This is a genomic window from Nocardioides sp. InS609-2, assembly GCF_023208195.1.
Classification (GTDB): Bacteria; Actinomycetota; Actinomycetes; order Propionibacteriales; family Nocardioidaceae; genus Nocardioides.
Genome location: NZ_CP060034.1, coordinates 4444613 through 4465949, shown reverse-complemented (window position 1 = coordinate 4465949; position 21337 = coordinate 4444613). Strand labels below are relative to the sequence as shown.

The following is a 21337-nucleotide window of genomic DNA, read 5'->3' as shown; positions in this document are numbered from 1 at the left end:
CCACCCGGCTCGACCAAGAGTGCCTCGTTGACGCGCTCGCTCATCTGCGTGCCCGGACATCCCGTATATGGAACCACTACCGGAACGACTTCGAGCGGCTGGTGCGAGTTGCCGAGATCAACGCGGCCTGTCCCGCATGGGATCCGCTTGTGGCGAATTGCGTGCGCTCTATTCAGGCCAATCCTTCCGGAGTCACAAGGCAGAAGGGATGACCAACTGGATCGGCGTAGACCCTATAGCCGATCGGCTTGTCCGAGCCATCAAGGAGTCTGGCGCCGAGACTGAGCACCGCCACTTGAGCTACGTCGAGATTCTCCACCAAGACGTCGACGTGCATCTGTTGCGGGGCATTGGGCGACTGCCAGTCTGGCGCCACGAACTCAGCAACCCGTTGCAGCGCGATCCGGGGCGGCAGCGCCGCGTCTCCGAGCGTCACCCACTCCTCGCTGGCTTCGACACGGTCCAGGCCCATGAGCTGTTCGTAGAAGTCGGCCAAGGCGCGGGGCTCAGGGCAATCAAATGACAAGGCAGTTGAAGGTCCTCAAGAGGGCCGCCAGCTTCTTCGGGGCGGAGCTCGACCGCCAGCACAAGAAGTAGCCGCGTTCATTGACGCCAACCGCGACGACTTCGTCGCGGGCCGGCGTCTGGGGGTCGAGCTCATCTGCAGCGTGCTGCAGCTGGCCCCGAGCAGCTACTACGAGTCCAAGAACCGGCAACCGTCGGCCCGTGCCCAGCGCGATGAGGTGCTCGGCGCGGTTTTCCGGGCGCTGTGGGAGGACAACTACCGGGTCTACGGTGCCCGGAAGGTCTGGAAGGCCGCCAGGCGCTGCGGCCACGACGTCGGCCGCGACCAGGTCGCGCGCCTCATGCGAACCGCCGGGATCGAAGGGGTGCGGCGCACCAAGCGGGTCCGCACCACCAAGCCCGACCCGGGCATGCCGCGGCACGCCGACCTGGTGGGCCGGGACTTCACCGCCACGGCCCCGAACCAGCTGTGGGTCACCGACCTGACCTGCGTGCCGATCTGGGCTGGCGTCGCCTACGTCTGCTTCATCATCGACGCCTACTCGAGGATGATCGTGGGCTGGCGGGTCGCATCGCACACGCGGACCACGATGGTTCTCGACGCGATCGAGATGGCCAGATGGTCACGCGGCACCCAGCTCGAGGGCTTGCGGTGTCACAGCGATGCCGGGTCGCAATTTACGTCCGTTCGCTACGGCGAGCGTCTCGCCGAGATTGGTGCGGTTCCCTCGATCGGCACCGTCGGCGACAGCTACGACAACGCTCTGGCCGAGACCGTGAATGGCTACTACAAAGCCGAGCTGATCCGTGGTCCCGCCCGCGATGGACGGCCGTGGAAGGCCGTCGAGGATGTCGAGCTCGCCACCCTGAGCTGGGTCCACTGGCACAACCACGACCGCCTGCACGGCTACCTCAACGATGTCCCACCAGCAGAGTTCGAGCAGGCGCTCTACGCTACGAAACGGACCGACCACCCCCTGGTCGAAATCCAATAGCCCGAGTCTCCATCAGACCCAGGGCGATTCACTCCATCGACTCGCGGATGAAGTCCAGGCTGGCGGTTGCCGCCTTGGACAACGCCGTCGCACACCGAGCAGCCACGGGCGCCGACGTCGCTGGTTGCATCGTCCACTCGGACCGCGGGTCGCAGTTCCGGTCCAGGAAGTTCGTCCGCGCATTGACCCGTCACAGCCTAGTCGGCTCCATGGGCCGCGTCGGCGCAGCCGGCGACAACGCCGCAATGGAGAGCTTCTTCGCGCTCCTGCAGAAGAACGTGCTCAACCAACGCACCTGGGCCACCCGCGAAGCGCTCCGGATCGCGATCGTCACATGGATCGAAAGGACCTACCACCGCCGCCGACGCCAAGACTGCGTTTCGTCAAGATCTCTGGCCCCGGCTGGCGGCGTGAATGTTGGCCCCCCTTGTGTCAGTTGGCGCGGCGGCGGGTGTTCTTGCTGGTGCGTAGTCGGTAGGACTGGGTGCCTGTCTCGAGGATGTGGGCGTTGAAGGTGACCCGGTCGACGATGGCGGCGACGAGCCGTGGGTCGGGGAACACTGCTCCCCACTCGCTGAAGGGCAGGTTGGTCGCGATCGCGATGCTTGCGCGTTCCTCGCGTTCGGTGATGATCTGGAACAGCAGCTCGGCGCCACGGGGGTCGATCTGGACGTAGCCGAGTTCGTCCAGGCAGAGCAGGTCGAGCCTTCCGTAGCGGGCGACGACGCGGGACAGGACACGTTCGTCGGCGGCTTCGACGAGTTCGTTGACCAGGTGCGCGGTGGTCACGTAGCGGACCCGACGCCCTTGCTCGCAGGCGGCCAGTCCGAGTCCGATGAGCAGGTGTGTCTTCCCGGTCCCGGAGTCACCGAGCATCACGACAGGTTCGCCGGCGTCGAGGTAGTTCCCGGCGGCCAGGTGTCCCAGGGTGGCTGGTGTGATCGACGGGACGGCGTCGATGTTGAACTCGGCCAGGCGCTTGATCCGCGGGAACTTAGCCTCGTTGATCCGTCGGGTACGGCGGCGTTCGGTCCGGTCGTCGACCTCGGCGGCGAGCACCTCGGCGAGGTAGCCGCGGTGGGTCTGGCGCTCCCGGGCAGCGATCTCGGCCAGCCGTTCGGCTTCGGCGCGCACCGTGGGCAGGTGCAGTTCGCGGGCCGCGGCGTTGATCGAAGCCTGGGCTGCGGTGTCGGTGCTGGTCTTGGTTGTCATGGCGCGGTCCTTGCTGTCGCGGTGGTGAGGAGATCGTCGTAGCTGCTCAGGGTCGGGGCTGGCCGGTCGTAGCGGGCCAAGGCGCTGATCGGCACCACCAGTGCGACCTGCGCCGTGGCGGCCCGGCGGGCCTCGATGATCACCACCTGCGGGTCCAGTGCCCCGCTCGTGACGGCGGCGTCCATCGCGACCACTAACGCCGCTGCGGGCAGGGTCCGGTGGGCCAGCAAGACCTCGATCAACATCCGAGTCCCGTCGCCATCGCCACGCGCAGCGCGGGCTGCATCCCAGTAGCCCTGGTGGGCGGTGGTGAAACTGCCGGCCGCTTTGGCCTGGGCCAGCACCGTGGCGCCGGGGAAAGCGCCGGGCTTGCGCGCGAGGACTTCCAAATAGTGATCCAGGGTGAGGACCTGGACATACCGGCCGATGGCGCGGGTGTGGGTCGCGACGACCTTGCCTGCGTCGAGGACCTCGACCATGGCCGCGCCTAACCGGACGCTCAAGCGTCGGCCCGCGTAGCGGGCGGGCACCGAGTAGTGGCACTGGCGGATCGACACCCGGGCCCGCTGATCCACGCGACGCGACTCGATCACCCGCGGATCGAACGCCTCGTCCGGTGGCGGCATCAAGGTCGGCTGCTCGGTGGCGAACGCGGCACCGACTGTGCTCGTGCGGCCGGTGATGACCCGGTCGTCATCAGTGACATCGCCGGCTGCGACCAGAGCGGCGAGTTCGACCAGCGTCGCGATCTTCGGTGGCGGGACCAGATGGCGGCGGCGGAACCGGCCGATCTCGCCTTCCACACCACCCTTCTCGTGTGCGCCCTGTTTGCCGGGAATGCAGAAGAACGAGTCGAACCCGTAGTGGGACCGCAACGCGATGAACCGCTCGGACTCCTCGCGGTCCCTGCCCTTCAGCACTCGGGTCACCGCGGGCTTGAGGTTGTCGTAGCGGATCCGGCCCGGCACGCCACCGAAGTGCTCGAACGCCGCCGTGTGTCCTTCGAGGAATGCTTCTTGGGCCTGGTTGCCGTAGGCAACGTGGAACGCCTTCCCGCTACAGGACAGGCGCATCACGAACATCCACACCTTCACCACGACCCCGTCCAGCACGATCTGGAACTCACCGAAGTCGACCTCGGCCTCAGCGCCGGGCGGATGCTCCTGGGCGACGAACACCTCCTGATCCACGATCCCCAGCTCGACCCTGCGTAGGCCCACGTAGCGCGAGACGGTCACCTCCGACACGCTCGCGCCGTGCTCGGCCACGAGCCGCTGCCAGACACGTCGAGCGGTGTGCCGCTGCTTCCTATGGACCGCCTGGTCGCCGATCAGCCACCCGTCGATGACCTCCCGCCACGGATCGATCGCCGGCCGTGCCCGCGCCGGGTACGTCTGTCGCGGTGGCGGCACCGATGACGCGAGCGCTTGGCGCACCGTGCGGCGGTGCACCCCGTGTCGATCCGCGAGTTCGCGGATCGACATCTCCTCTAGCCGCCGATCACGACGGATCTGCTCGAACAACTCCACTCGTGATCCCACCTGAAGACCTCCACGACGACGACATCGACATGAAGATCCGAACCGGGGTGGGGCCAACATTCGCGACGACACGCCATCCCACCCAGCCAGCGGCACCACTACCCAGGGCCGGGGCCAACATTCGTGACGATCAGGCACTCAACCGGGGCCAGAGAAGGTGACCACACCTACAAGACCGACTCAGCCGATTGACCCCCATCGAGTACGAGACCATCATGACCACGCCAGCCACTCAGGCTGCGTGACCCAACCTGTCACCCGATCGTGCAGCAGTCCCGAATTTTCTGAGGGGGGTGGGGGCCGGGGCATCGGAGGACCTAACCAGCCAACCCAACAGCACCCCCCACAAGCGGCGACTCACGCTTACGACGACGCTCTAGGGCCATGTGGGGTGCTTCGCGCGTCCATCGGATGGTACGGATAGGGACACCGCAGCCCCGACCGCAGGGTGCCGATAGTGGCGCTGTGTCAGAACTGTGTCAGACAAGCACGAAACCCCCGCTCGCGTCGCCGCGTACGAGGGCCTCTTTGTGCCTCTGACCTGTATGTTCTGTTGTGGGCGATACTGGGTTCGAACCAGTGACCTCTTCGGTGTGAACGAAGCGCGCTACCACTGCGCCAATCGCCCCTGCGGGGAGGACACTATCGCGGCCTTCCGCAAGCCCCCAAACCCGGGGTCAGTGCTTGCGCGGCGGTGACCGGGTGCTCCCGACGGCGTCGAAGAAGTACCCGCCGACGTTGTACGGCGACCCGTCGCACACGATCGGCCGGGCCGGAGTCGGCACGACTGAACGTGCGCTGCGCGGCGACGCCGGCTGCGAGGACGGTCCGGCGGGTGACCTGGTGCGTGCCCATGCCGACACGTTGACAGGAGCAGACGAGTCGTTTTCGAGGACTATGCCGTGGAACGTCTGGGAGAAGTCATCAGATAGCGGCGTCATAGACCGATCAGGATGGCGTCTCCTCTGTGTCAGGGGGACTTCGAACAAGGGAACAGGCCGTGGGACATCTCTTCGAGCGTCGCGCTACGGGGGCCGTAGAGCAGGACATCACGATGGAGTGCGTCGACTCGCGGGGTCGTGCGCAGGCACTCGACACTGTCTTCTCCTACGAGCAGACCGACCCGTACGCCGTCACGATCAGGTTCCTGACCCGCGGCGGCGACCTGCCCTGGACGTTCAGCCGCGACCTGCTCCAGCGTGGGCTCACCGACCCGGCCGGCGACGGAGACGTCCGCGTCTCCCCCGGCATCGCCGACGACGGCCGCGCGATCGTGTCGATCGAGCTCAGCTCGCCCGATGGCCGCCTGATCACCCGGGCCCGTACCCACGACGTCTACCGCTTCGTCACCCGCTCGCTGGCGCTCGTGCCGCCCGGCACCGAGAGCCGCCATCTGCGCATCGACGACGCGATCGACAAGCTGCTGGCCCGCTGAGTCGGTGGGCGTGTCTCCTGTCATGGGGTCCGGAGACGCGCTCACCGCCAGCGATCGATCAGGGATCGATGTGCTCGCGCTCCTTGCGCAGCCACATCTCGCGCGCCTCGCGGGTGACCGGCCCGGGCGACTCGAGGTCACGCTCGTCCCACCGGTGCACACCTTGTACGTCGCGGGTCGTCGACACGAGGAACACCTCGCTCGCCCGGTCGATCACATCCATCGGCTCGTCGACCTCGCGGCCGCCGTACCACTCGAGCACGAGCTTGCGGGTGACCCCGGCCAGGCAGCCGCTCTCGAGTGTGGGCGTGCGGAGCTCGCCGTCGACGACGTAGAAGACGTTGGAGCCGGTGCCCTCGCACAGGTTGCCGGCGAGGTTGGCGAAGATCGCCTCGGTCGCGCCCTTCTCAGCAACGTGGGCGAGAGCGACGACGTTCTCGGCGTACGACGTGGTCTTGAGGCCGGCGAGAGCCCCCCGCTCGTTGCGTGGCCACGGCACGGTCGCGACCGCCGTCGTCACTGGCCACTTCCCCATCGAGTCGGCGACGACGACGAGCGTCGGCGGGGCGTCTCCACGGTTGCTGCCCAGCGGTGACGGTCCGCCGGTGTAGGTGATGCGGATGCGACCCAGCGGCAGGGCCTGGCCCTCGAGGACAGCGGCGATGCCGCGGCGTACGACGTCGAGGTCCGGCTCTGGCAACCCCAGCCCGGCTGCCGACCGCTGGAGGCGCTGGAGGTGCCGGGTGACGGCGAACGCCTGCCCGTCGAGGACCTTGATGGCCTCGAACACCCCGTCTCCCACGGTGACACCGTGGTCGGTGACGACGAGCGCCGGAGCACTCGCGTCGGCCAGCAACTCACCATTGACCCATGCCTTCATGCCCCCACCCTAGGGACCGGCCCCGTGCGGAACACGCCCCTGAGGGGGCGATTTTGGCGGCCCGTTGAGCATCGGCTACTGTTCTGCTCGCACCAACGGCCGGGCAACCGGTCGGGAAGCGCAGGCGGACATAGCTCAGTTGGTAGAGCGCAACCTTGCCAAGGTTGAGGTCGCGAGTTCGAGTCTCGTTGTCCGCTCGGAGAGGTCTTTCCACCGGGTCCTTCCATGGAAGGGCCCCGCGGTGGGTTGGCCGAGAGGCGAGGCAACGGACTGCAAATCCGTGTACACGGGTTCAAATCCCGTACCCACCTCCACACACAACTCAAGACCCGGGCGATTGGCGCAGCGGTAGCGCGCTTCCCTGACACGGAAGAGGTCACTGGTTCAATCCCAGTATCGCCCACCAGCATATCCGCAGGTCAGAGGCCCTTTCGAGGGCCTCTTGGTCAAGTCCACGGTCGTGGTGGATGAAGGGGCCACCGCGTGATCCGGTGGTTGCACTCTAGGCAGTGAGTGCGGCGGGTGTCAGGTCCTCGTTCTGGTCCAGCGGCCGGGTGCGGAAGTCCTCGACATGGGCATCGAGCTCCTTGGCCATCACCGAGATCTGCGACTTGGACAGCCGCGTGATCCCCAGGGTACCGACGAGCTTCTCCATCCGCCGGGTCGAGACTCCGAGCCGATAGCAGGTCGCGACCACCGTGGTCAGTGCCCGCTCGACCTGCGGCGGCGCTCGAGCAGCCAGTCGGGGAAGTAGGAGCCCTCGCGCAGCTTGGGGATCGCGACCTCAATGGTGCCGGTGCGGGTCTCGAAGTCCCGGGTCCGGTAGCCGTTGCGGGAGTTGGTCAGCTCTGGGGACCGTTCGCCGCAGGGGGCACCACAGATCGCGTCGGCCTCGGCCGACATCAGCGCCTGCACGAACGTGGACAACATCGATCGGAGCAGGTCGGGCTCGGCGCGATGCAGGTGCTCGGCCATGAACGCGGGCAGGTCAATAGAGTTGGGGTCGACGGTCATCGTCGTGCTCTCCTTCAGTCGTGCTTTCGCAGGTCTTGAAGGAAGACGCGGTGGCCGTCCTGGTGTCAGAACGCCACGCTCAGGCCGGGCCCGTCGTACACCACGCCCATGGACTCCGCTGTTCGCGTATCGGTCACGACCTGCTCGACCACTGGTGACATGGTGCGCGGAGGGGGCACAGTGGCTGGTACCAGCGTGGCCGGGAAGGAGTCGGCATGGGTGTCTACGCCGAACGCGTGCTGCCGAGGATCATCGACGTTGCCTGCGGGATGAAGGAGTCGCGTCCGTTGCGCGCGCGGGTGTGTGCCGGTCTGCACGGTCAAGTCGTGGAGATCGGCTTCGGCACGGGACACAACGTTCCGTTCTATCCCGCCGCGGTGGAGCGGGTCGCCGCGGTCGAGCCGTCGAAGCTGAGCTGGCAACTCGCTCGGGACCGGGTGGCGGCGTCACCCGTCGCGGTCGAGCGGTCCGGGCTCGACGGGCAGTCGCTGCCTTTCCCCGACGACAGCTTCGACGCGGCGCTGTCGACGTGGACGCTGTGCACGATCCCGGACCCGGTCCTCGCGTTGACCGAGGTCCGTCGAGTGCTACGGCCGAGCGGCACCCTGCACTTCATCGAGCACGGCCTGGCGCCAGATGTGAACGTGCAGCGCTGGCAGCACCGGCTTGAGCCGCTCAACAAGCGGATGTTCGGGGGATGCCACTTGTCGCGACCGATTCTCGAACTGCTTCACACCGCCGGCTTCACCGTCGAGGACGTCGACGTGTTCTATGAAAAGGGTGCGCCAAAGCCCCTGGGCGCGGACTCACTGGGTGTCGCCGTTGCGTCCTGAGGCCCAAGCCTTCCGACATCGGCAGTGGCGCAGCGGAGCCAACAACTTGGTGGGTCGCTTTCAATGGTTAGGCCTGAACTCGCACGCAGATAGGTACCTTGTCGCCGCCAGACGCGGACCCCGCGCTCAGGAAGGCCGCTCGGGGCGAAGTTACGCGGCCGCGATCGCGGTGAAGTGAGACGCCTTGGCCGCGGGCGTCAGTAGCCGGGTGTTCCTCGAACGTCGTCAAGCGGGCTGGCTTCAAGGCAGGCCACCAATAGACGCATAGGTCGTCCACCACGGAGGAACCGTCACCACTAGCGTCCGTCCCCAGCTCCTGAGTGGCCCGGATGGCGCATGGGAGCGAGCCGGAGAGAGCAATGAGGGATGACTTGCCGGCGGCCAGCACTCCATCAGGGGGACGTTCCTACGCCACTCATCGACACGCAGAGCGTCTTCCACTGCCGCGATCCGGGCGCCCGCACGTGCACCCGGTGCCGTGGTCGTTCTCGCTCGCCACCGATGGGTGGTCGAGGCGGTGGACGCCGCGCTCGTCGACGAGGACGTCCCGGCACAGGCCGCCGTCCGGCGTGCCGCCCGTTGGGACCACGGCGGGGCCCAGCTCGTGCAGGGCGACCGCGGAGTCGGGCACCCCGTCGTGACGTACCTGCGCGACCCCGAGGATCCGGGCGGCCCCATGGCGGTTCTGGGAGCCGGAGGATCTTCGCGCGCACCCCAGTCGCCTTGTGGTCGCTACCTCACCGTGGGATCGGCCGACCCTTGATAACCGGGAAGGCCGATGCGGGCTGCGCGCCCTCCGTCGTCGACGGCGTGTACGTCGGGGACGCGAACGGCGTCTGGACCGTCGAGGCGAACACGTCCGTCGCCCCGCGCGACTCCGATGAGAACGGGTAGAACGTCGTGCCTAGGGCGCCTAGTCCCTCGTAGTCCCCCACGAAGTAGCCGCGGGCGACCGGCGCCGTGCGCATGTCGAAGGGGGTCGGTGTGACCCGTTCCTCGCCCCATGTCCGGCCGCCGTCGGTGGAGCGGGTGAACCAGACGTCGGTCTCCAGCGCCGGTGTCGCCGGGTCGTTGTTGCGGAAGTCGTCGTAGGTGACCCCGATGTTGCCCTGCCCGTCGACGCGGATCGCCGGCGTGAAGGCCTGGGTGTCGTTGTGGGTGCTGATCCGCACCGGCTTCGACCACGTGCGGCCGCCGTCGGTGGAGCGTGAGAACGCGATCTGGTCGCGCTGGAACCCGTTGAAGCGAGCGTCCTGCCAGACCGCGTAGACCTCGTCGTGCCCAGCACGTTCATCGGAGGCGATCTCGGGGATGATGTCACCGGTCCGCACCGGGGCACCTGTCTCGGGGTCGGTCACGCCGACGGTTCCGAGCCGAGAGATGTCGAACTGCCCGCTCCAACTCGAGCCGCGGCTCGGGAACGGCGACCTCAGCACAGCAATCGTGCCGCCACGACGTCCTGCGCGGTTGTCGTTGGAGAGCACCGTCATGATGTTGACAAGATCGCCGTCGCCGAGTGCGACGATCTGGTTGCCGATCGTCTGGTCGTTCTGACCTGGGTCGAAGATGGGCCGGGCGGGCTCCCACGTAGCGCCGCCGTTCGTCGTACGCGAGAACCACGCCGGCCCTCGGAAGGCGGCGGTATTCTCCGGGGAGGAGCCGCGGGTCCGCTCGTTCGGGAACACGAGCCGATCCCAGACCGCATAGACGTAGTTCGCGTCGTTCTGGTCCGCGGTGATCGACTCCTTGTCGTTGAACACCGCCGGGTTCGTGTCGCGCTTGAGGGTGATGGGGTCGCTCCACTGGCGTCCGTCGCTAGCGGCAGGCGACTGGCTGACGAGGACGGCGTTGTCGAGGTTCGCCGTTTCGTTGAACGACAGCGCTATCTGGTAGGCGTCCCCGTCGGGACCGATGCTCACCCACGGATCGGAGGCGCGCTCGTAGAGCGGGTTGCCGGCACACTGCGAGAAGCGCGGGAGCTGGCCGGCCGGCAGCGGGAGGAAGGTTGTCCCACCGTCGGTCGAGACGCTGGTGCCGAGCCCCCGGGCACCGCCGCTGGAGTAGCGATCCTGCTGGTAGACGCCGATGAGGTCGGGGCCGTCGGCGTCAGCCGCACTGGTGGGGTCGACGTCCACCCAGGGCTCGAGCTCGGAGGCTTGATACAGCGTGCCGGCCTGAGGCTGCGTGTTGCAGGGCCCCGGCCCGAACGGGCTCGGCCCGCTCGCGGCCGTCCGCTGGGCGACTGCGCCGAAAGCGGAAGGCGCACCCAAGGTGACCAGAATCGCGACGGCGGTAGCGGTTTTGTGAGACCTGCGCATGACTCCCCCTCGTTGAAGGGTAACGGCCTGATCGTATGCCTGGCCGGACACCGGCGCCAGGTCCCAGAAGCCCCGAACTTCTCGGAAGTTCGGCTGCAGACCGGAAGTGAGCCACACCCGCACGCGGGTGGGCAGCCCAAAAAAGGAGCCTCCCGCCGACTACCTAGACCGAGTCTGGCCAGACACGGGAGCCCACACCTCCATCTGGATCTCGGCCCGCCGGGCAGAGAGCCACGCGACGGCATCGTCCCTCGCGTCGAACGTCACCGGTGCCCGATAGAGACGCCCGTCGGGACCCGGGTACGCCGCGCGGTAGCGGCCGTTGTCACGCTTCTCGATGCGTCCGAACCCTCGTCGGGTACTCGTCTTCGCCGAGCCATCTTGTGCACTCCCAGTATCGCTTTCGGGGAACAAGAGGGGAATCTCGGGGAAAAATGACGTCCATTCCCGACTTCATCCGACCACGTCTGCCAGACCCGCAATACCGCCTCTGACCTGCGAGTTCCAGCTAGATCAGGCCTCAGACGCGAGGACGCTGGACAACCGTCCCTCAACAATTCAAGCCCAGTATCGCCCACACGATGAACGCCCAGGTCTGACGACCTGGGCGTTGCTCATTCCTGACAATCAGCTGGGCGCGTGAAGCCAGGGATCCTTGAGATCGAAGTACGTCGTCTCACCGATCGCCAGCGAGTCCATCTCCTTCATCATCTGCTGCATCTCGGGCGGCGGTTCCTTCTGCTCACCGGCGCGAGCCTCCTCCTCGGAGCTGAAGTAGATCGCCATCGTCCAGGCGTCCTCGTCGTGCGCCACCTGAATGGTGCCGAGCACGTCCGGTCTGAGCTCCTGCATGTCGGTCGAGTCGTCCGCCATGAGCTCGCGCGCACGGTCCGGGTTGCTCACACGACCCTGCATCACCTGCACGAAGCCTGCCTGCGACGGGTCTCCCGGAGTGTCCACGTCGACCGACGTGCTGTTGTGGAAGGCCGGTTCCTCGGTGAAGAGCGATGCCGTCTCCTCCCACCAGGCGCCCTGCTCGGGCCGATCGCTGTTGCGCCGGGCTGCCTCCTCCGACTCGAATCGGGCGAGCGCGACGAGCATCCCGTCGGCGGTCACCCCCGCCGTGCTGCCGAGCCACCCCGCGGCGCCGGGAGCCAGCTCCGAGGCCCAGGCGTCGAGCCGGGCACGCACCCGCTCGGCGTCGGACACATGTCCTTGGATCACCTGCACGAACATGTCCACCATCCCCTTCCGTCCTGACCGTGTGTTGCGGATCTTTCGACGCTACTCCGCTCGGGGCACGCGGGCAGTCCTCAAGATTGGCGAAAACGGAATGGCGGCGACTACTCCTCGCCGTCCGCCGAGTCCTCGCCATGAGTGCCGGGGCGCGGCGCCCACGGCAGTTCCTTGGCCGGGCGTACGACGATCAGCCGGTCGCCGCGGGCGAGCTGGGTGACCACCGGATCGAAGTAGCGGTAGACCTTCTCGTCGCGGGCGACAGCGATGACCTGGTCAGGCAGCTGCTGGGGCTGCTTGCCCACCTCGGAGACGAGCAGGTCGCGTTCGGCGACCTCGAGCCCCTCGCCGTACGTCAGGAGGTCCTCCATCACGGAGCCGAGCACCGGCGACATCGACGATAGGCCGAGCAGGCGACCGACCGCGTCGGACGAGGTGATGACGGAGTTGGCGCCGGACTGGCGCATCAGCGCCACATTCTCGTGCTCTCGCACCGAGACCACGATCCAGGCGTCCGGGTTGAGCTGGCGGACGGTCAGCGTGGCGAGCACGTTGGAGTCGTCGCGGTCGGTGGTGATGATGACCTGGTCGGCGTCGGACACCCCGGCCTGCAGGAGCACCGCACGCCGTGTCGCGTCGCCGGCGATCACCACCAGTCCGTCGGCGTGCGCGTCGTTCTTCGCCTGCTCGCTCGGGTCGACGATCACGATGGAGGCCTTGTCCTGGCCGTTGTTGATCAGGGTCTCCACAGCAGAACGGCCCTTGGTGCCGTAGCCGACGACGACGACGGTCTTTCGCATGTTCTTCCTCCACCGGGCAATCCGGAACATCTCGCGGCCCTGCGAGGCGAGCACCTCGAGGGTGGTGCCGATCAGCAGCACCAGAAAGCCGATACGGAACGGCGTGATGACGAACGCGTTGATGAGCCGGGCCTGCTGCGAGACCGGCGCGATGTCGCCGTACCCGGTCGTGCTCAGGGTGACGGTCGAGTAGTAGATCGAGTCGACGAAGTCGACCTTCCCCGTCGAGTCGTTGCCGTCGTCGTAGCCGCCGTTGTCGAAGTAGACCAGCATCACGGTGGCGACCAGGATCGCCAACGCCGCCAGCATCCGGCGGCCGAGAACCCACCACGGCGAGCGCACGCGGTCGGGCAACGCGACCATGCTGCTGCCGCGCGTCGCGGACGTCTCGTGGCGCGACGAGTTGATCACGCGGTCACTCTTTCATGCCGACCGTGCGCCTCAGCCGCGCCATCAGCTCGCGCCTCGCGTTGGCCGTACGGGTCTGGGGGAAGACCGTGTCGAAGGCAGCGTTGACCGCCGCTCCGATGAGTACGGCGATGGCGAGGATGTAGAGCCACAGCAGTACGGCGATCGGCGCGGCCAAGGGTCCGTAGATCGACTTCGACTCGGCGGCCGTGACCGTGAGGGTCCAGCGCAGGAGGTAGGAGCCGAGGATCCACACCACGAGCGAGAAGATCGCGCCGGGCAGGTTGAAGCTCCAGTTCGTCCGCACCGGCACGGACACGTGGTAGAGCGTGGCGAGGAAGCAGATGCAGACCACGAGCACGATCGGCCAGTAGAACGACATCAGGAAGTCGAAGCGCTCGGGCAGCCAGGACCGGATCAGGTCGGGCCCGGCCACCACCAGCGGGATCGTGATGCCTCCGGTGACCATGGCCATCAGGTACAGCACGAACGACAGCGCCCGGGTCTTCACGATCCCCCGGTGCCCGCCGAGTCCGTGCATGATCGTGATGGTGTCGACGAAGACGTTGAGGGCCCGGCTGCCCGACCAGAGGGCCAGCACGAAGCCGAGCGAGATGACGTCGTACCGCCCGCCGTCGAGCACCTGGTTGATCGTCGGCTCGATGATCCGGTTGACCGCGCCGTCGGTGAGCGCGCGCGACGCGAGGTCCAGGACCGCCTGGCGTACGTCGTCGACCTGGGCGTCGGTGAAGGCGTCGAACACGAATCCGACCGCGCCGGCGAGGCCGAAGACCAGCGGTGGCACCGACAGCACTGCAAAGAACGCCGCCTCGGCAGCAAGTCCGGTGACGCGGTAGCGCAAGCAGGACCCGACGGTGGTGACGATCAGCCGCCAGATGGTCTCCTTGAAGCGCTCGAACGTCGACTGAGCGGTGCGAGCCACAGGATGTTGCTGGCTCGCTGTCGGCATGGACCTACGGTATCCACATGGACAGCCGAAACCGAGGAGCCGATCTTCGGGCCTCCACCAACCAGGTGCCGTTGCTCGCGGGCCACGACGTCGTCACGTCCGACCGCGCGCTCACCGAGGCCGTCGAGCGGCATGCATCGGTCGACGTACTCGCCGATCTCGACGCCATCGGCATCGAGGCCGGCAGTGCAGAGGCGCGCGAGCACGGCAGGCTCGCCAACGAGTTCCACCCGACCCTCAAGTCCTACGACCGCTACGGCAACCGCGTCGACGAGGTGGAGTTCCACCCGTCGTGGCACTGGTTGATGGAGCGCGGCGTCGGCCACGGGCTGCAGGCCGCACCGTGGGAGTCGGACTCACCGCATGCACACGTACGCCGCGCGGCCGGCTTCTTCGCCTGGTCGCAGACCGAGCCGGGCCACGGCTGCCCGATCTCCATGACGTACGCCGCGGTGCCGGCCCTGCGGGTCGACGACGCACTGGCGAAGGAGTGGACTCCGCTGCTGGCGTCCACCAGCTACGACCCCGGACTGCGCATGCCGTCGGAGAAGCGCGGCGCGCTGGCTGGCATGGGGATGACCGAGAAGCAGGGCGGCTCAGACGTCCGCGCCAACGTCACGGTCGCCCACCGGACGGCCGAGGACGGGCTCTACACACTGCACGGCCACAAGTGGTTCACCTCGGCGCCGATGAACGACATGTTCCTCGTGCTGGCCCAGACCGACGGCGGCGTCACCTGCTTCGTGGTGCCGCGGGTGCTGCCCGACGGGACGCGCAACCAGTTCGACGTCGTACGCCTCAAGGACAAGCTCGGCAACCGGTCCAACGCGTCCAGCGAGCTGGAGTTCGACGGCACTCTCGCCCGCCGGCTCGGCGACGAGGGCCGCGGCGTACGCACCATCATCGAGATGGTCGCGGCGACCCGGCTCGACTGCGTGCTCGGCTCCGCGTCACTCATGCGCAAGGCGCTCGCCGAGGCGTCGTGGCACGTCGCGCACCGCTCGGCGTTCGGCGGGCTGCTCGCCGACAAGCCGCTCATGCAGAACGTCATCGCCGACCTCGCCGTCGAGTCCGAGGCAGCCACCGCCCTCGCGATGCGCCTCGCCGCGGCCGTCGACAACCAGCATGACCCGCACGAGGCCGCCCTGCGCCGGATCGCCCTGCCGCTGGCGAAGTTCTGGGTCTGCAAGCGCACACCGGCGATGGTGGCCGAGGCGCTCGAGTGCCTGGGCGGCAACGGCTACGTCGAGGAGTCCGGGCTGCCGCTGCTCTTCCGCGAGTCGCCGCTCAACTCGGTCTGGGAGGGCTCCGGCAACGTCAACGCCCTCGACGTACTCCGTGCGATCACCCGCGAGCCCGAGACGCTCGCGGCCTGGATCACCGAGGTCGGACTCGCCCGCGGCGCCGACCCCCGGCTCGACCGGGCGATCGACGACGCGCTCACCCTGCTCGGAGACGTGTCGTCGCTCGAGGCGGGCGCCCGGCGGCTGGCCGGCCAGATGGCGGCCTGCCTCCAGGGCTCGCTGCTCGTCCGCTTCGCTCCCCCGGAGATCGCCGACGCATTCTGCGAGACCCGGCTCGGCACGTCGTACGGCGGCACGTTCGGCACGCTGTCCGGCGGCGACCTGCGTTCAATCGTGGAGCGGACGACGCCCACCCTCTGAGCCTGTGTATAGCGTCCCGCGTGACGGGCGAGATCTGGGCACAGTGTCCCCATGTCCGTCGCCGAGCAGCTCCGCCATCTCGGTGGGGTGGCGAGCCGTCGGCAGCTCTGGCGGGCGACGTCTCGTGATGCGGTCGAGACGGCAGTGGCGGACGGCGAGGTCGTGCGCGTCGCCCGTTGGCGCTACGCGTTGGCGATCGCCGACGAAGCAGTCGTCCTGGCGCACCGCGCCTCCGGAGTGCTGTGCCTGACCAGCGCCGCCCTCCAGCACGGTTGGGACGTCAAGACCGTGCCGGACCGGCCGTGCGTGGCAGTCCCGAAACACCCCCCGCGACGCCGACTTCGTACGCCATGCGGTCGCCCAGGGCGTCGTCCTCTACCTGCTGAAGCCGTTCACGTTCGCGACCTTCCGCGGCAAGCTCGAGCAGTACGCCGCCTACCGGGCGCAGCTGGCCGGCGGCGGCGAGGTCGGACAGGACGAGGTCGACCGGCTCTTCGACAGCCTGCGCCACGGCGCCGGGGCCGACCTCCCGAAGGGCATGAGCGCCGAGACGATGGCAGCGGTCGTCGCCGCCCTCCGCGACGCCGCACTGTCTGCGACCGAGGCCGCCGAGGCCGTCGGCACGTCACGGGTGACCGCGCGCCGCTACCTCGGGCAGCTCGCGGACTCCGGCCAGGCCGAGCGTCACCCGAGGTACGGCGGCAGCGGGCGCCCCGAGGTGGAGTACCGCTGGGTGTAGCTGCTCAGGCCGTGAGGTGGTCGAGCGCCCGACCGATCCACCACGCCAGGTCCTCGTCGGACCCGGTGCCGGAGTCGTCGACGACGATCCAGCCCCTGCTCATCGGCTTGCCGCGCATCTCCGGCCAGCTCGCACCGGGACGCTCCAGCAGCTCGTCGACCCGGTCAGGGTCACAGCGCACCATCAGCCGGCCGTGTGAGTCGGCAGCGACGGACAGCTTGTCGTCGACCATGAACGACAGGCCGCCGAACATGGCGACCTCGCGCACCGCCGGCTGCCCAGTCAGCGCGTGCCGGATCCGGTCGGCGAGCTGCTCGTCGTACGGCATGGTGGTCAGCTCAACTGAGCACGAGCCCCGGGTAGAGCGGGTGCTTGTCGAGCATGTCGGCCGAGGCATCCTTGACCTTGTCGGCGACTCCGTCACCCAGCTTGTACGACGCCTTGGACGGGCCACCAGCCTTGGTAGTGCCGGCCGTGGTGTTCGACAGCACCTCGACGATCAGCTCGGCGACGTGGTCGAACTCGTCGTGCCCGAAGCCGCGGGTGGTGAGCGCGGGGGTGCCGAGGCGGATGCCGGAGGTGTACCAGGCGCCGTTGGCGTCGGCCGGCACCGAGTTGCGGTTGGTGACGACGCCCGCGTCGAGCAGCGCCGACTCGGCCTGCCGACCGGTGAGGCCGTAGGACGACACGTCGAGCAGCACGATGTGGTTGTCGGTGCCGCCGGTGACGAGGTTGGCGTCGCGCTTGAGGAACCCGTCGGCCAGCGACTTCGCGTTGTCGGCCACGGCCTGGGCGTAGGTCTTGAACTCCGGCTGGCGAGCCTCGGCGAGCGCGACGGCCTTGGCGGCCATCACGTGCGAGAGCGGCCCGCCCAGCACCATCGGGCAGCCGCGATCGACGTCGGCCGCGAACTCCTCCTGCGCCAGCACCATGCCGCCGCGCGGACCGCGCAGCGACTTGTGCGTGGTCGTCGTGGTGATGTGGGCGTAGGGCACGGGGTCCTCTTCGCCGGTGAACACCTTGCCGGCGACCAGACCTGCGAAGTGCGCCATGTCGACCATCAGCACCGCGCCGACCTCGTCGGCGATCTCGCGCATCTTCGCGAAGTTCACCCGGCGCGGGTAGGCGGAGTAGCCCGCCACGAGCACCAGCGGCTTGAACTCACGGGCCTTCGCGGCCACGACGTCGTAGTCGAGCAGCCCCGTCTCGGGGTCGGTGCCGTACTGCTGCTGGTGGAACATCTTGCCGCTGATGTTGGGCCGGAAGCCATGCGTGAGGTGACCGCCTGCGTCGAGGCTCATGCCGAGGAGCCGCTGGTTGCCGAACTCGTGCCGCAGCTCCTCCCAGTCGGCCTCGCTCAGCTCGTTGACGTTCTTCGCGCCCAGTCTCGCCAGCGCCGGGGTCTCGACGCGGTTTGCCAGGATCGACCAGAACGCCACCAGGTTGGCGTCGATGCCGGAGTGCGGCTGCACATACGCGTACGGCGCCCCGAAGAGCTCGCGGGCATGCTCGGCGGCCAGCGACTCCACAGTGTCGACGTTCTGGCAGCCGGCGTAGAACCGGTGCCCGATCGTGCCCTCGGCGTACTTGTCGGAGAACCACGTGCCCATCGTCAGCAGCACGGCTGGCGACGCGTAGTTCTCGGAGGCGATGAGCTTGAGGGAGGAGCGCTGGTCGGCGAGCTCCTGTCGGGTGGCCTCCGCGATGCGGGGCTCGACCTTGCCGATGACCTCGAGGGCCTGGCTGTACGCAGAGGAGATCAGGGCGTCCGTCATGACCCCCAGCCTAGTGAAGTCGTACGACGCCCGCTGGGTGGGTCGGGCTGTGACCTGGGCCGCAGGGAGCGGGGATTCCACCGCGGGCTCGAGCGTCACCGTCTCACGATGTGGCGCAGCGTCTCACCACACGAGATTCCAACTTGTGAAACGAGTGTCCGCACCCTGAGACTCGACCACATGATCACCGTACTGACGCACACGCACCTCGTGGTTCGACTCCACGTGGACCTCATGCGTACGCGCAGCATGATCTGTTTGCCTCGCTGATCTTCGCCGCCCCTGCACCCCACCGCGCCCAACGACGCGCGCGGCCCTCAGCGACAGGACTCCCCCGTGAGCACCCAGACTTCCCAGCCCGCACCCACCGGTGCCCGCACCGCCCGCCCGCGTCCCAAGCGCGGCGAGGGGCAGTGGGCCCTGGGCTACCGCGAGCCGCTCAACAAGAACGAGCAGTCCAAGAAGGACGACGACCCGCTCAACGTCCGGGCCCGCATCGAGAACGTCTACTCCAAGCGCGGCTTCGACTCCATCGACCCGGCCGACCTGCGCGGCCGCTTCCGCTGGATGGGCCTCTACACCCAACGCGCCCCGGGCTTCGACGGTGGCAAGACCGCCACGCTCGAGGAAGAGGAGCTCGACGACCGCTACTTCATGATGCGCGTGCGCACCGACGGCCAGATCCTCGACGCCGACGCCCTGCGTGCGCTCGGCGAGACGTCGACCGCGTACGCCCGCAACACCGCCGACATCACCGACCGGAACAACATCCAGTACCACTGGATCCGCGTCGAGGACGTCCCCGCGATCTGGGATCGCCTCGAGGGCGCTGGCCTGACGACGGTCGAGGCCTGCGGCGACTCGCCGCGGCCCTTCCTCGGCTCCCCGGTGGCCGGCATCGCCAAGGACGAGATCATCGACGGCTCCGAGGCATTGGCCGAGATCAAGCGCCGCGCCATCGGCAACCCGGAGTTCTCCAACCTGCCGCGCAAGTTCAAGACCGCGCTGACCGGCCACCCGAGCCACGACGTTGCGCCCGAGGTCAACGACATCTCGTTCGTCGGCACGGTGCACCCCGAGCACGGCCCCGGCTTCGACCTGTGGGTCGGGGGTGGCCTGTCCACCAACCCGATGCTCGCGCAGAAGCTCGGTGTGTGGATCCCTCTCGACGAGGTCGCCGACGTCTGGGAGGGCGTGGCCGGCATCTTCCGCGACTACGGCTACCGCCGGCTCCGCTCCAAGGCCCGGCTGAAGTTCCTGGTGGCCGACTGGGGCAAGGAGAAGTTCCGCGAGATCCTCGAGACTGAGTACCTCCACCGCGGCCTGGTCGACTGCCCCTCTCCCGTCGCTCCCGAGCGCCAGGGTGACCACATCGGCGTGCACGAGCAGAAGGACGGCCGCTTCTACGTCGGCGCCGCCCCGGTCGTCGGCCGCATCGACGGCAGCACGCTGACCGGTCTTGCCGACCTCGTCGACCAGTACGGCGCCCGCGGCGCCCGGCTGACGGCGTACCAGAAGCTCGTCGTGATCGGGCTCGAGGCCGACGTGGTCGACGCCTTCACCGCCGACCTCGAGAAGGTGGGCCTCACCGCGAAGCCGTCCAACTGGCGCCGCAACACGATGGCCTGCACGGGCATCGAGTTCTGCAAGCTGGCGATCGTCGACACCAAGAACCGTGCAGCGGCCCTGGTCACCGAGCTCGAGAAGCGGTTCCCCGACCTCGACGTGCCGATCACTGTCAACGTCAACGGCTGCCCCAACGCCTGCGCCCGCACCCAGGTCGCCGACTTCGGGCTCAAGGGCCAGCTCGTGCTCGACGGCGGTGGCAACCAGGTCGAGGGCTTCCAGGTGCACCTCGGTGGTGCGCTCGGCCTCGGCTCGAACTTCGGCCGCAAGCTGCGCGCCCACAAGGTGACCAGCGTCGGCCTCGACGACTTCGTCACCAACGTCGTCCACGCCTTCCTCACCGATCGCGCAGACGGCGAGAGCTTCGCGACCTGGGTCGTCCGGGCCGACGAGGAGCTGTTGCGCGGAGAGAATCAGGTGGAGCTCGCATGAGCGGCCGCGCGGCACCCTTCCACTGCCCCTACTGCGGGGGCGAGAACCTGTTCCCCCGTGAGGACGGCTGGGAGTGCCGGTCCTGCCTGCGCGCCTTCGCGGTGACCTACATCGGAATGATCGAGCCGACCGGAGGTGCGCGATGACCACCGCGACCACCCAGGCCGCCCGGGAGTTCCGGGGCACGCAGACCGAGGGCCGCACCTCCGAGGAGCTGCGCGAGCTGGTGTCGCACGTCGGCGCCGAGCTCGAGCTCGCCCCGGCCACCGACATCATCGAGTGGGCGGTGGCGACGTTCGGCAAGCGCTTCTGCGTGACCTCGTCGATGGGTGATGCCGTGCTCGCGCACCTCGCCTCGACCGTGGCACCCGACATCGACGTGGTGTTCCTCGACACCGGCTACCACTTCGCCGAGACCATCGGCACCCGCGACGCCGTCGAGGCCACGCTGCCCGTCAACCTGATCACGATCGCGCCGGTGCAGACGGTGGCCGAGCAGGACGCGGCGTACGGCAAGGACCTCTACAAGACCGACCCCGACAAGTGCTGCGCGCTGCGCAAGGTGGCACCGCTAGCCGAGTCGCTGAGCGGGTACGACGCGTGGGCCACCGGCCTGCGGCGGGCCGAGACCCGCAACCGGGTCATCGCGCCGGTCGTCGGCTGGGACGCGCGCAAGGGCAAGGTCAAGGTCTCGCCGCTGGCTCGCTGGTCCGACGAAGAGGTCGACGCGTACATCGAGAAGCACGGCGTGCTCGTCAACCCGCTGGTCCAGGACGGCTACCCGTCGATCGGCTGCTGGCCGTGCACGCGGCGCGTGGCGCCCGGCGAGGACCCGCGAAGCGGCCGCTGGGCCGGCACCAACAAGACCGAATGCGGGATCCACTCATGAGGATCCCTTCACAGAACCGCACCATGGCCGACAACGTCGTCGACC

Annotated in this window: 19 protein-coding genes, 4 tRNA genes and 3 pseudogenes; 12 read left to right on the top strand and 14 right to left on the bottom strand. The window is 68.2% G+C overall.

What is annotated here, in order from left to right; all coding sequences use genetic code 11:
• Positions 1-172 precede the first annotated feature (172 nt).
• Positions 173-496 carry a VOC family protein gene (locus H4Q84_RS22840; RefSeq protein WP_248581341.1) on the bottom strand — a complete coding sequence of 108 codons (324 nt, stop codon included), beginning with the start codon at positions 494-496 and terminating at the stop codon, positions 173-175.
• Positions 497-534: 38 nt separating this feature from the next.
• Between H4Q84_RS22840 and H4Q84_RS22835 the strand changes: the two are divergent.
• Both H4Q84_RS22835 and H4Q84_RS22830 read left to right on the top strand, forming a co-directional pair.
• Positions 535-1520: pseudogene (locus H4Q84_RS22835) on the top strand (IS3 family transposase); the annotation flags it as partial.
• 29 nt (positions 1521-1549) lie between these two features.
• Positions 1550-1891, top strand: a pseudogene (locus H4Q84_RS22830) (IS3 family transposase); the annotation flags it as partial.
• A gap of 61 nt (positions 1892-1952) precedes the next feature.
• Here the strand turns inward: H4Q84_RS22830 and istB are convergent.
• The 3 genes from istB to H4Q84_RS22815 all read right to left on the bottom strand — a co-directional run bounded on the left by istB (position 1953) and on the right by H4Q84_RS22815 (position 4901).
• The gene (istB, locus tag H4Q84_RS22825; RefSeq protein WP_248579444.1) at positions 1953-2732 is read right to left on the bottom strand and encodes an IS21-like element helper ATPase IstB; all 780 of its coding nucleotides are present in this window, start codon (positions 2730-2732) and stop codon (positions 1953-1955) included.
• Entirely contained in the window at positions 2729-4273 is a 1545-nt protein-coding gene (gene istA / locus H4Q84_RS22820; protein ID WP_248579443.1) for an IS21 family transposase, read from the bottom strand. The genes istB and istA overlap by 4 nt, the downstream gene beginning before the upstream one ends.
• 556 nt (positions 4274-4829) lie before the next feature.
• Positions 4830-4901, bottom strand: a tRNA-Val gene (locus H4Q84_RS22815).
• A gap of 372 nt (positions 4902-5273) precedes the next feature.
• On the opposite strand from H4Q84_RS22815, the gene H4Q84_RS22810 reads away from it, so the two are divergent.
• Positions 5274-5708: an SsgA family sporulation/cell division regulator gene (locus H4Q84_RS22810; RefSeq protein ID WP_248581340.1), complete on the top strand. Its 435-nt coding sequence runs from the start codon at positions 5274-5276 to the stop codon at positions 5706-5708.
• A gap of 58 nt (positions 5709-5766) precedes the next feature.
• On the opposite strand, the gene H4Q84_RS22805 is transcribed toward H4Q84_RS22810, so the two are convergent.
• Complete coding sequence (locus H4Q84_RS22805; RefSeq protein WP_248581339.1) at positions 5767-6588, bottom strand: aminodeoxychorismate lyase; 822 nt, start codon at positions 6586-6588, stop codon at positions 5767-5769.
• A 124-nt stretch (positions 6589-6712) separates the two neighbouring features.
• Between H4Q84_RS22805 and H4Q84_RS22800 the strand changes: the two genes are divergently transcribed.
• From H4Q84_RS22800 to H4Q84_RS22790, 3 genes are all read left to right on the top strand, one after another.
• Positions 6713-6785 (top strand) — tRNA-Gly (locus H4Q84_RS22800).
• A gap of 43 nt (positions 6786-6828) precedes the next feature.
• Positions 6829-6902 (top strand) — tRNA-Cys (locus H4Q84_RS22795).
• 17 nt (positions 6903-6919) lie between these two features.
• Positions 6920-6994: transfer RNA gene (locus H4Q84_RS22790), tRNA-Val, on the top strand.
• Positions 6995-7129: 135 nt separating this feature from the next.
• Here H4Q84_RS22790 and H4Q84_RS22785 read toward each other — a convergent pair.
• Positions 7130-7602: pseudogene (locus H4Q84_RS22785) on the bottom strand (transposase); the annotation flags it as partial.
• Positions 7603-7817: 215 nt separating this feature from the next.
• Here H4Q84_RS22785 and H4Q84_RS22780 point away from each other — a divergent pair.
• Complete coding sequence (locus H4Q84_RS22780; RefSeq protein ID WP_349238392.1) at positions 7818-8435, top strand: class I SAM-dependent methyltransferase; 618 nt, start codon at positions 7818-7820, stop codon at positions 8433-8435.
• A 415-nt stretch (positions 8436-8850) separates the two neighbouring features.
• Here H4Q84_RS22780 and H4Q84_RS22775 read toward each other — a convergent pair whose 3' ends face one another.
• The 5 genes from H4Q84_RS22775 to H4Q84_RS22755 form a co-directional block, all read right to left on the bottom strand.
• Positions 8851-9066 (bottom strand): bifunctional hydroxymethylpyrimidine kinase/phosphomethylpyrimidine kinase, encoded by a 216-nt coding sequence (locus tag H4Q84_RS22775; RefSeq protein ID WP_248581337.1) that lies wholly within the window; start codon positions 9064-9066, stop codon positions 8851-8853.
• A gap of 106 nt (positions 9067-9172) precedes the next feature.
• Complete coding sequence (locus H4Q84_RS22770; protein WP_248581336.1) at positions 9173-10570, bottom strand: sialidase family protein; 1398 nt, start codon at positions 10568-10570, stop codon at positions 9173-9175.
• A gap of 810 nt (positions 10571-11380) precedes the next feature.
• Entirely contained in the window at positions 11381-11998 is a 618-nt protein-coding gene (locus H4Q84_RS22765) for a hypothetical protein (RefSeq protein WP_248581335.1), read from the bottom strand.
• A gap of 98 nt (positions 11999-12096) precedes the next feature.
• Positions 12097-13200, bottom strand: a complete 1104-nt coding sequence (locus H4Q84_RS22760) for an NAD-binding protein (protein WP_349238391.1) — start codon at positions 13198-13200, stop codon at positions 12097-12099.
• 4 nt (positions 13201-13204) lie between these two features.
• Positions 13205-14167 (bottom strand): YihY/virulence factor BrkB family protein, encoded by a 963-nt coding sequence (locus H4Q84_RS22755; RefSeq protein ID WP_248581334.1) that lies wholly within the window; start codon positions 14165-14167, stop codon positions 13205-13207.
• 17 nt (positions 14168-14184) lie between these two features.
• On the opposite strand from H4Q84_RS22755, the gene H4Q84_RS22750 reads away from it, so the two are divergent.
• Complete coding sequence (locus H4Q84_RS22750) at positions 14185-15831, top strand: acyl-CoA dehydrogenase family protein (protein ID WP_248581333.1); 1647 nt, start codon at positions 14185-14187, stop codon at positions 15829-15831.
• Positions 15832-16111: 280 nt separating this feature from the next.
• On the opposite strand, the gene H4Q84_RS22745 is transcribed toward H4Q84_RS22750, so the two are convergent.
• Positions 16112-16342, bottom strand: coding sequence for a hypothetical protein (locus H4Q84_RS22745; RefSeq protein WP_248581332.1), 231 nt, complete (start codon positions 16340-16342; stop codon positions 16112-16114).
• Between the two features lie 27 nt (positions 16343-16369).
• On the opposite strand from H4Q84_RS22745, the gene H4Q84_RS22740 reads away from it, so the two are divergent.
• Positions 16370-16570 carry a helix-turn-helix domain-containing protein gene (locus tag H4Q84_RS22740; protein ID WP_248581331.1) on the top strand — a complete coding sequence of 67 codons (201 nt, stop codon included), beginning with the start codon at positions 16370-16372 and terminating at the stop codon, positions 16568-16570.
• Between the two features lie 4 nt (positions 16571-16574).
• On the opposite strand, the gene H4Q84_RS22735 is transcribed toward H4Q84_RS22740, so the two are convergent.
• Together H4Q84_RS22735 and H4Q84_RS22730 are read right to left on the bottom strand one after the other, a co-directional pair.
• A complete protein-coding gene (locus H4Q84_RS22735) occupies positions 16575-16898 on the bottom strand; it encodes a TfoX/Sxy family protein (protein WP_248581330.1) in 324 nt (107 codons plus the stop codon).
• A gap of 10 nt (positions 16899-16908) precedes the next feature.
• A complete protein-coding gene (locus H4Q84_RS22730) occupies positions 16909-18345 on the bottom strand; it encodes a glycine hydroxymethyltransferase (RefSeq protein ID WP_248581329.1) in 1437 nt (478 codons plus the stop codon).
• Between the two features lie 336 nt (positions 18346-18681).
• On the opposite strand from H4Q84_RS22730, the gene H4Q84_RS22725 reads away from it, so the two are divergent.
• Genes H4Q84_RS22725 through H4Q84_RS22715 form a run of 3 tightly spaced genes read left to right on the top strand, consistent with a single transcriptional unit; the run spans position 18682 to position 21292 of the window.
• Entirely contained in the window at positions 18682-20403 is a 1722-nt protein-coding gene (locus H4Q84_RS22725; RefSeq protein WP_248581328.1) for a nitrite/sulfite reductase, read from the top strand.
• Positions 20400-20549, top strand: a complete 150-nt coding sequence (locus H4Q84_RS22720; protein ID WP_248581327.1) for a hypothetical protein — start codon at positions 20400-20402, stop codon at positions 20547-20549. Before H4Q84_RS22725 ends, H4Q84_RS22720 begins: the two co-directional genes overlap by 4 nt.
• Positions 20546-21292, top strand: coding sequence for a phosphoadenylyl-sulfate reductase (locus tag H4Q84_RS22715; RefSeq protein ID WP_248581326.1), 747 nt, complete (start codon positions 20546-20548; stop codon positions 21290-21292). The genes H4Q84_RS22720 and H4Q84_RS22715 overlap by 4 nt, the downstream gene beginning before the upstream one ends.
• Positions 21293-21337: the final 45 nt, after the last annotated feature.

Bases quoted from the DNA above. Each gene is read 5' to 3' on its own strand.
- istB (WP_248579444.1), bottom strand. From the start codon at position 2,732: ATGACAACCAAGACCAGCACCGACACCGCAGCCCAGGCTTCGATCAAC.
- H4Q84_RS22805 (WP_248581339.1), bottom strand. From the start codon at position 6,588: ATGAAGGCATGGGTCAATGGTGAGTTGCTGGCCGACGCGAGTGCTCCG.
- H4Q84_RS22780 (WP_349238392.1), top strand. From the start codon at position 7,818: ATGGGTGTCTACGCCGAACGCGTGCTGCCGAGGATCATCGACGTTGCC.
- H4Q84_RS22765 (WP_248581335.1), bottom strand. From the start codon at position 11,998: ATGGTGGACATGTTCGTGCAGGTGATCCAAGGACATGTGTCCGACGCC.
- H4Q84_RS22755 (WP_248581334.1), bottom strand. From the start codon at position 14,167: ATGCCGACAGCGAGCCAGCAACATCCTGTGGCTCGCACCGCTCAGTCG.
- H4Q84_RS22750 (WP_248581333.1), top strand. From the start codon at position 14,185: ATGGACAGCCGAAACCGAGGAGCCGATCTTCGGGCCTCCACCAACCAG.
- H4Q84_RS22740 (WP_248581331.1), top strand. From the start codon at position 16,370: ATGAGCGCCGAGACGATGGCAGCGGTCGTCGCCGCCCTCCGCGACGCC.
- H4Q84_RS22735 (WP_248581330.1), bottom strand. From the start codon at position 16,898: ATGCCGTACGACGAGCAGCTCGCCGACCGGATCCGGCACGCGCTGACT.
- H4Q84_RS22730 (WP_248581329.1), bottom strand. From the start codon at position 18,345: ATGACGGACGCCCTGATCTCCTCTGCGTACAGCCAGGCCCTCGAGGTC.
- H4Q84_RS22720 (WP_248581327.1), top strand. From the start codon at position 20,400: ATGAGCGGCCGCGCGGCACCCTTCCACTGCCCCTACTGCGGGGGCGAG.
- H4Q84_RS22715 (WP_248581326.1), top strand. From the start codon at position 20,546: ATGACCACCGCGACCACCCAGGCCGCCCGGGAGTTCCGGGGCACGCAG.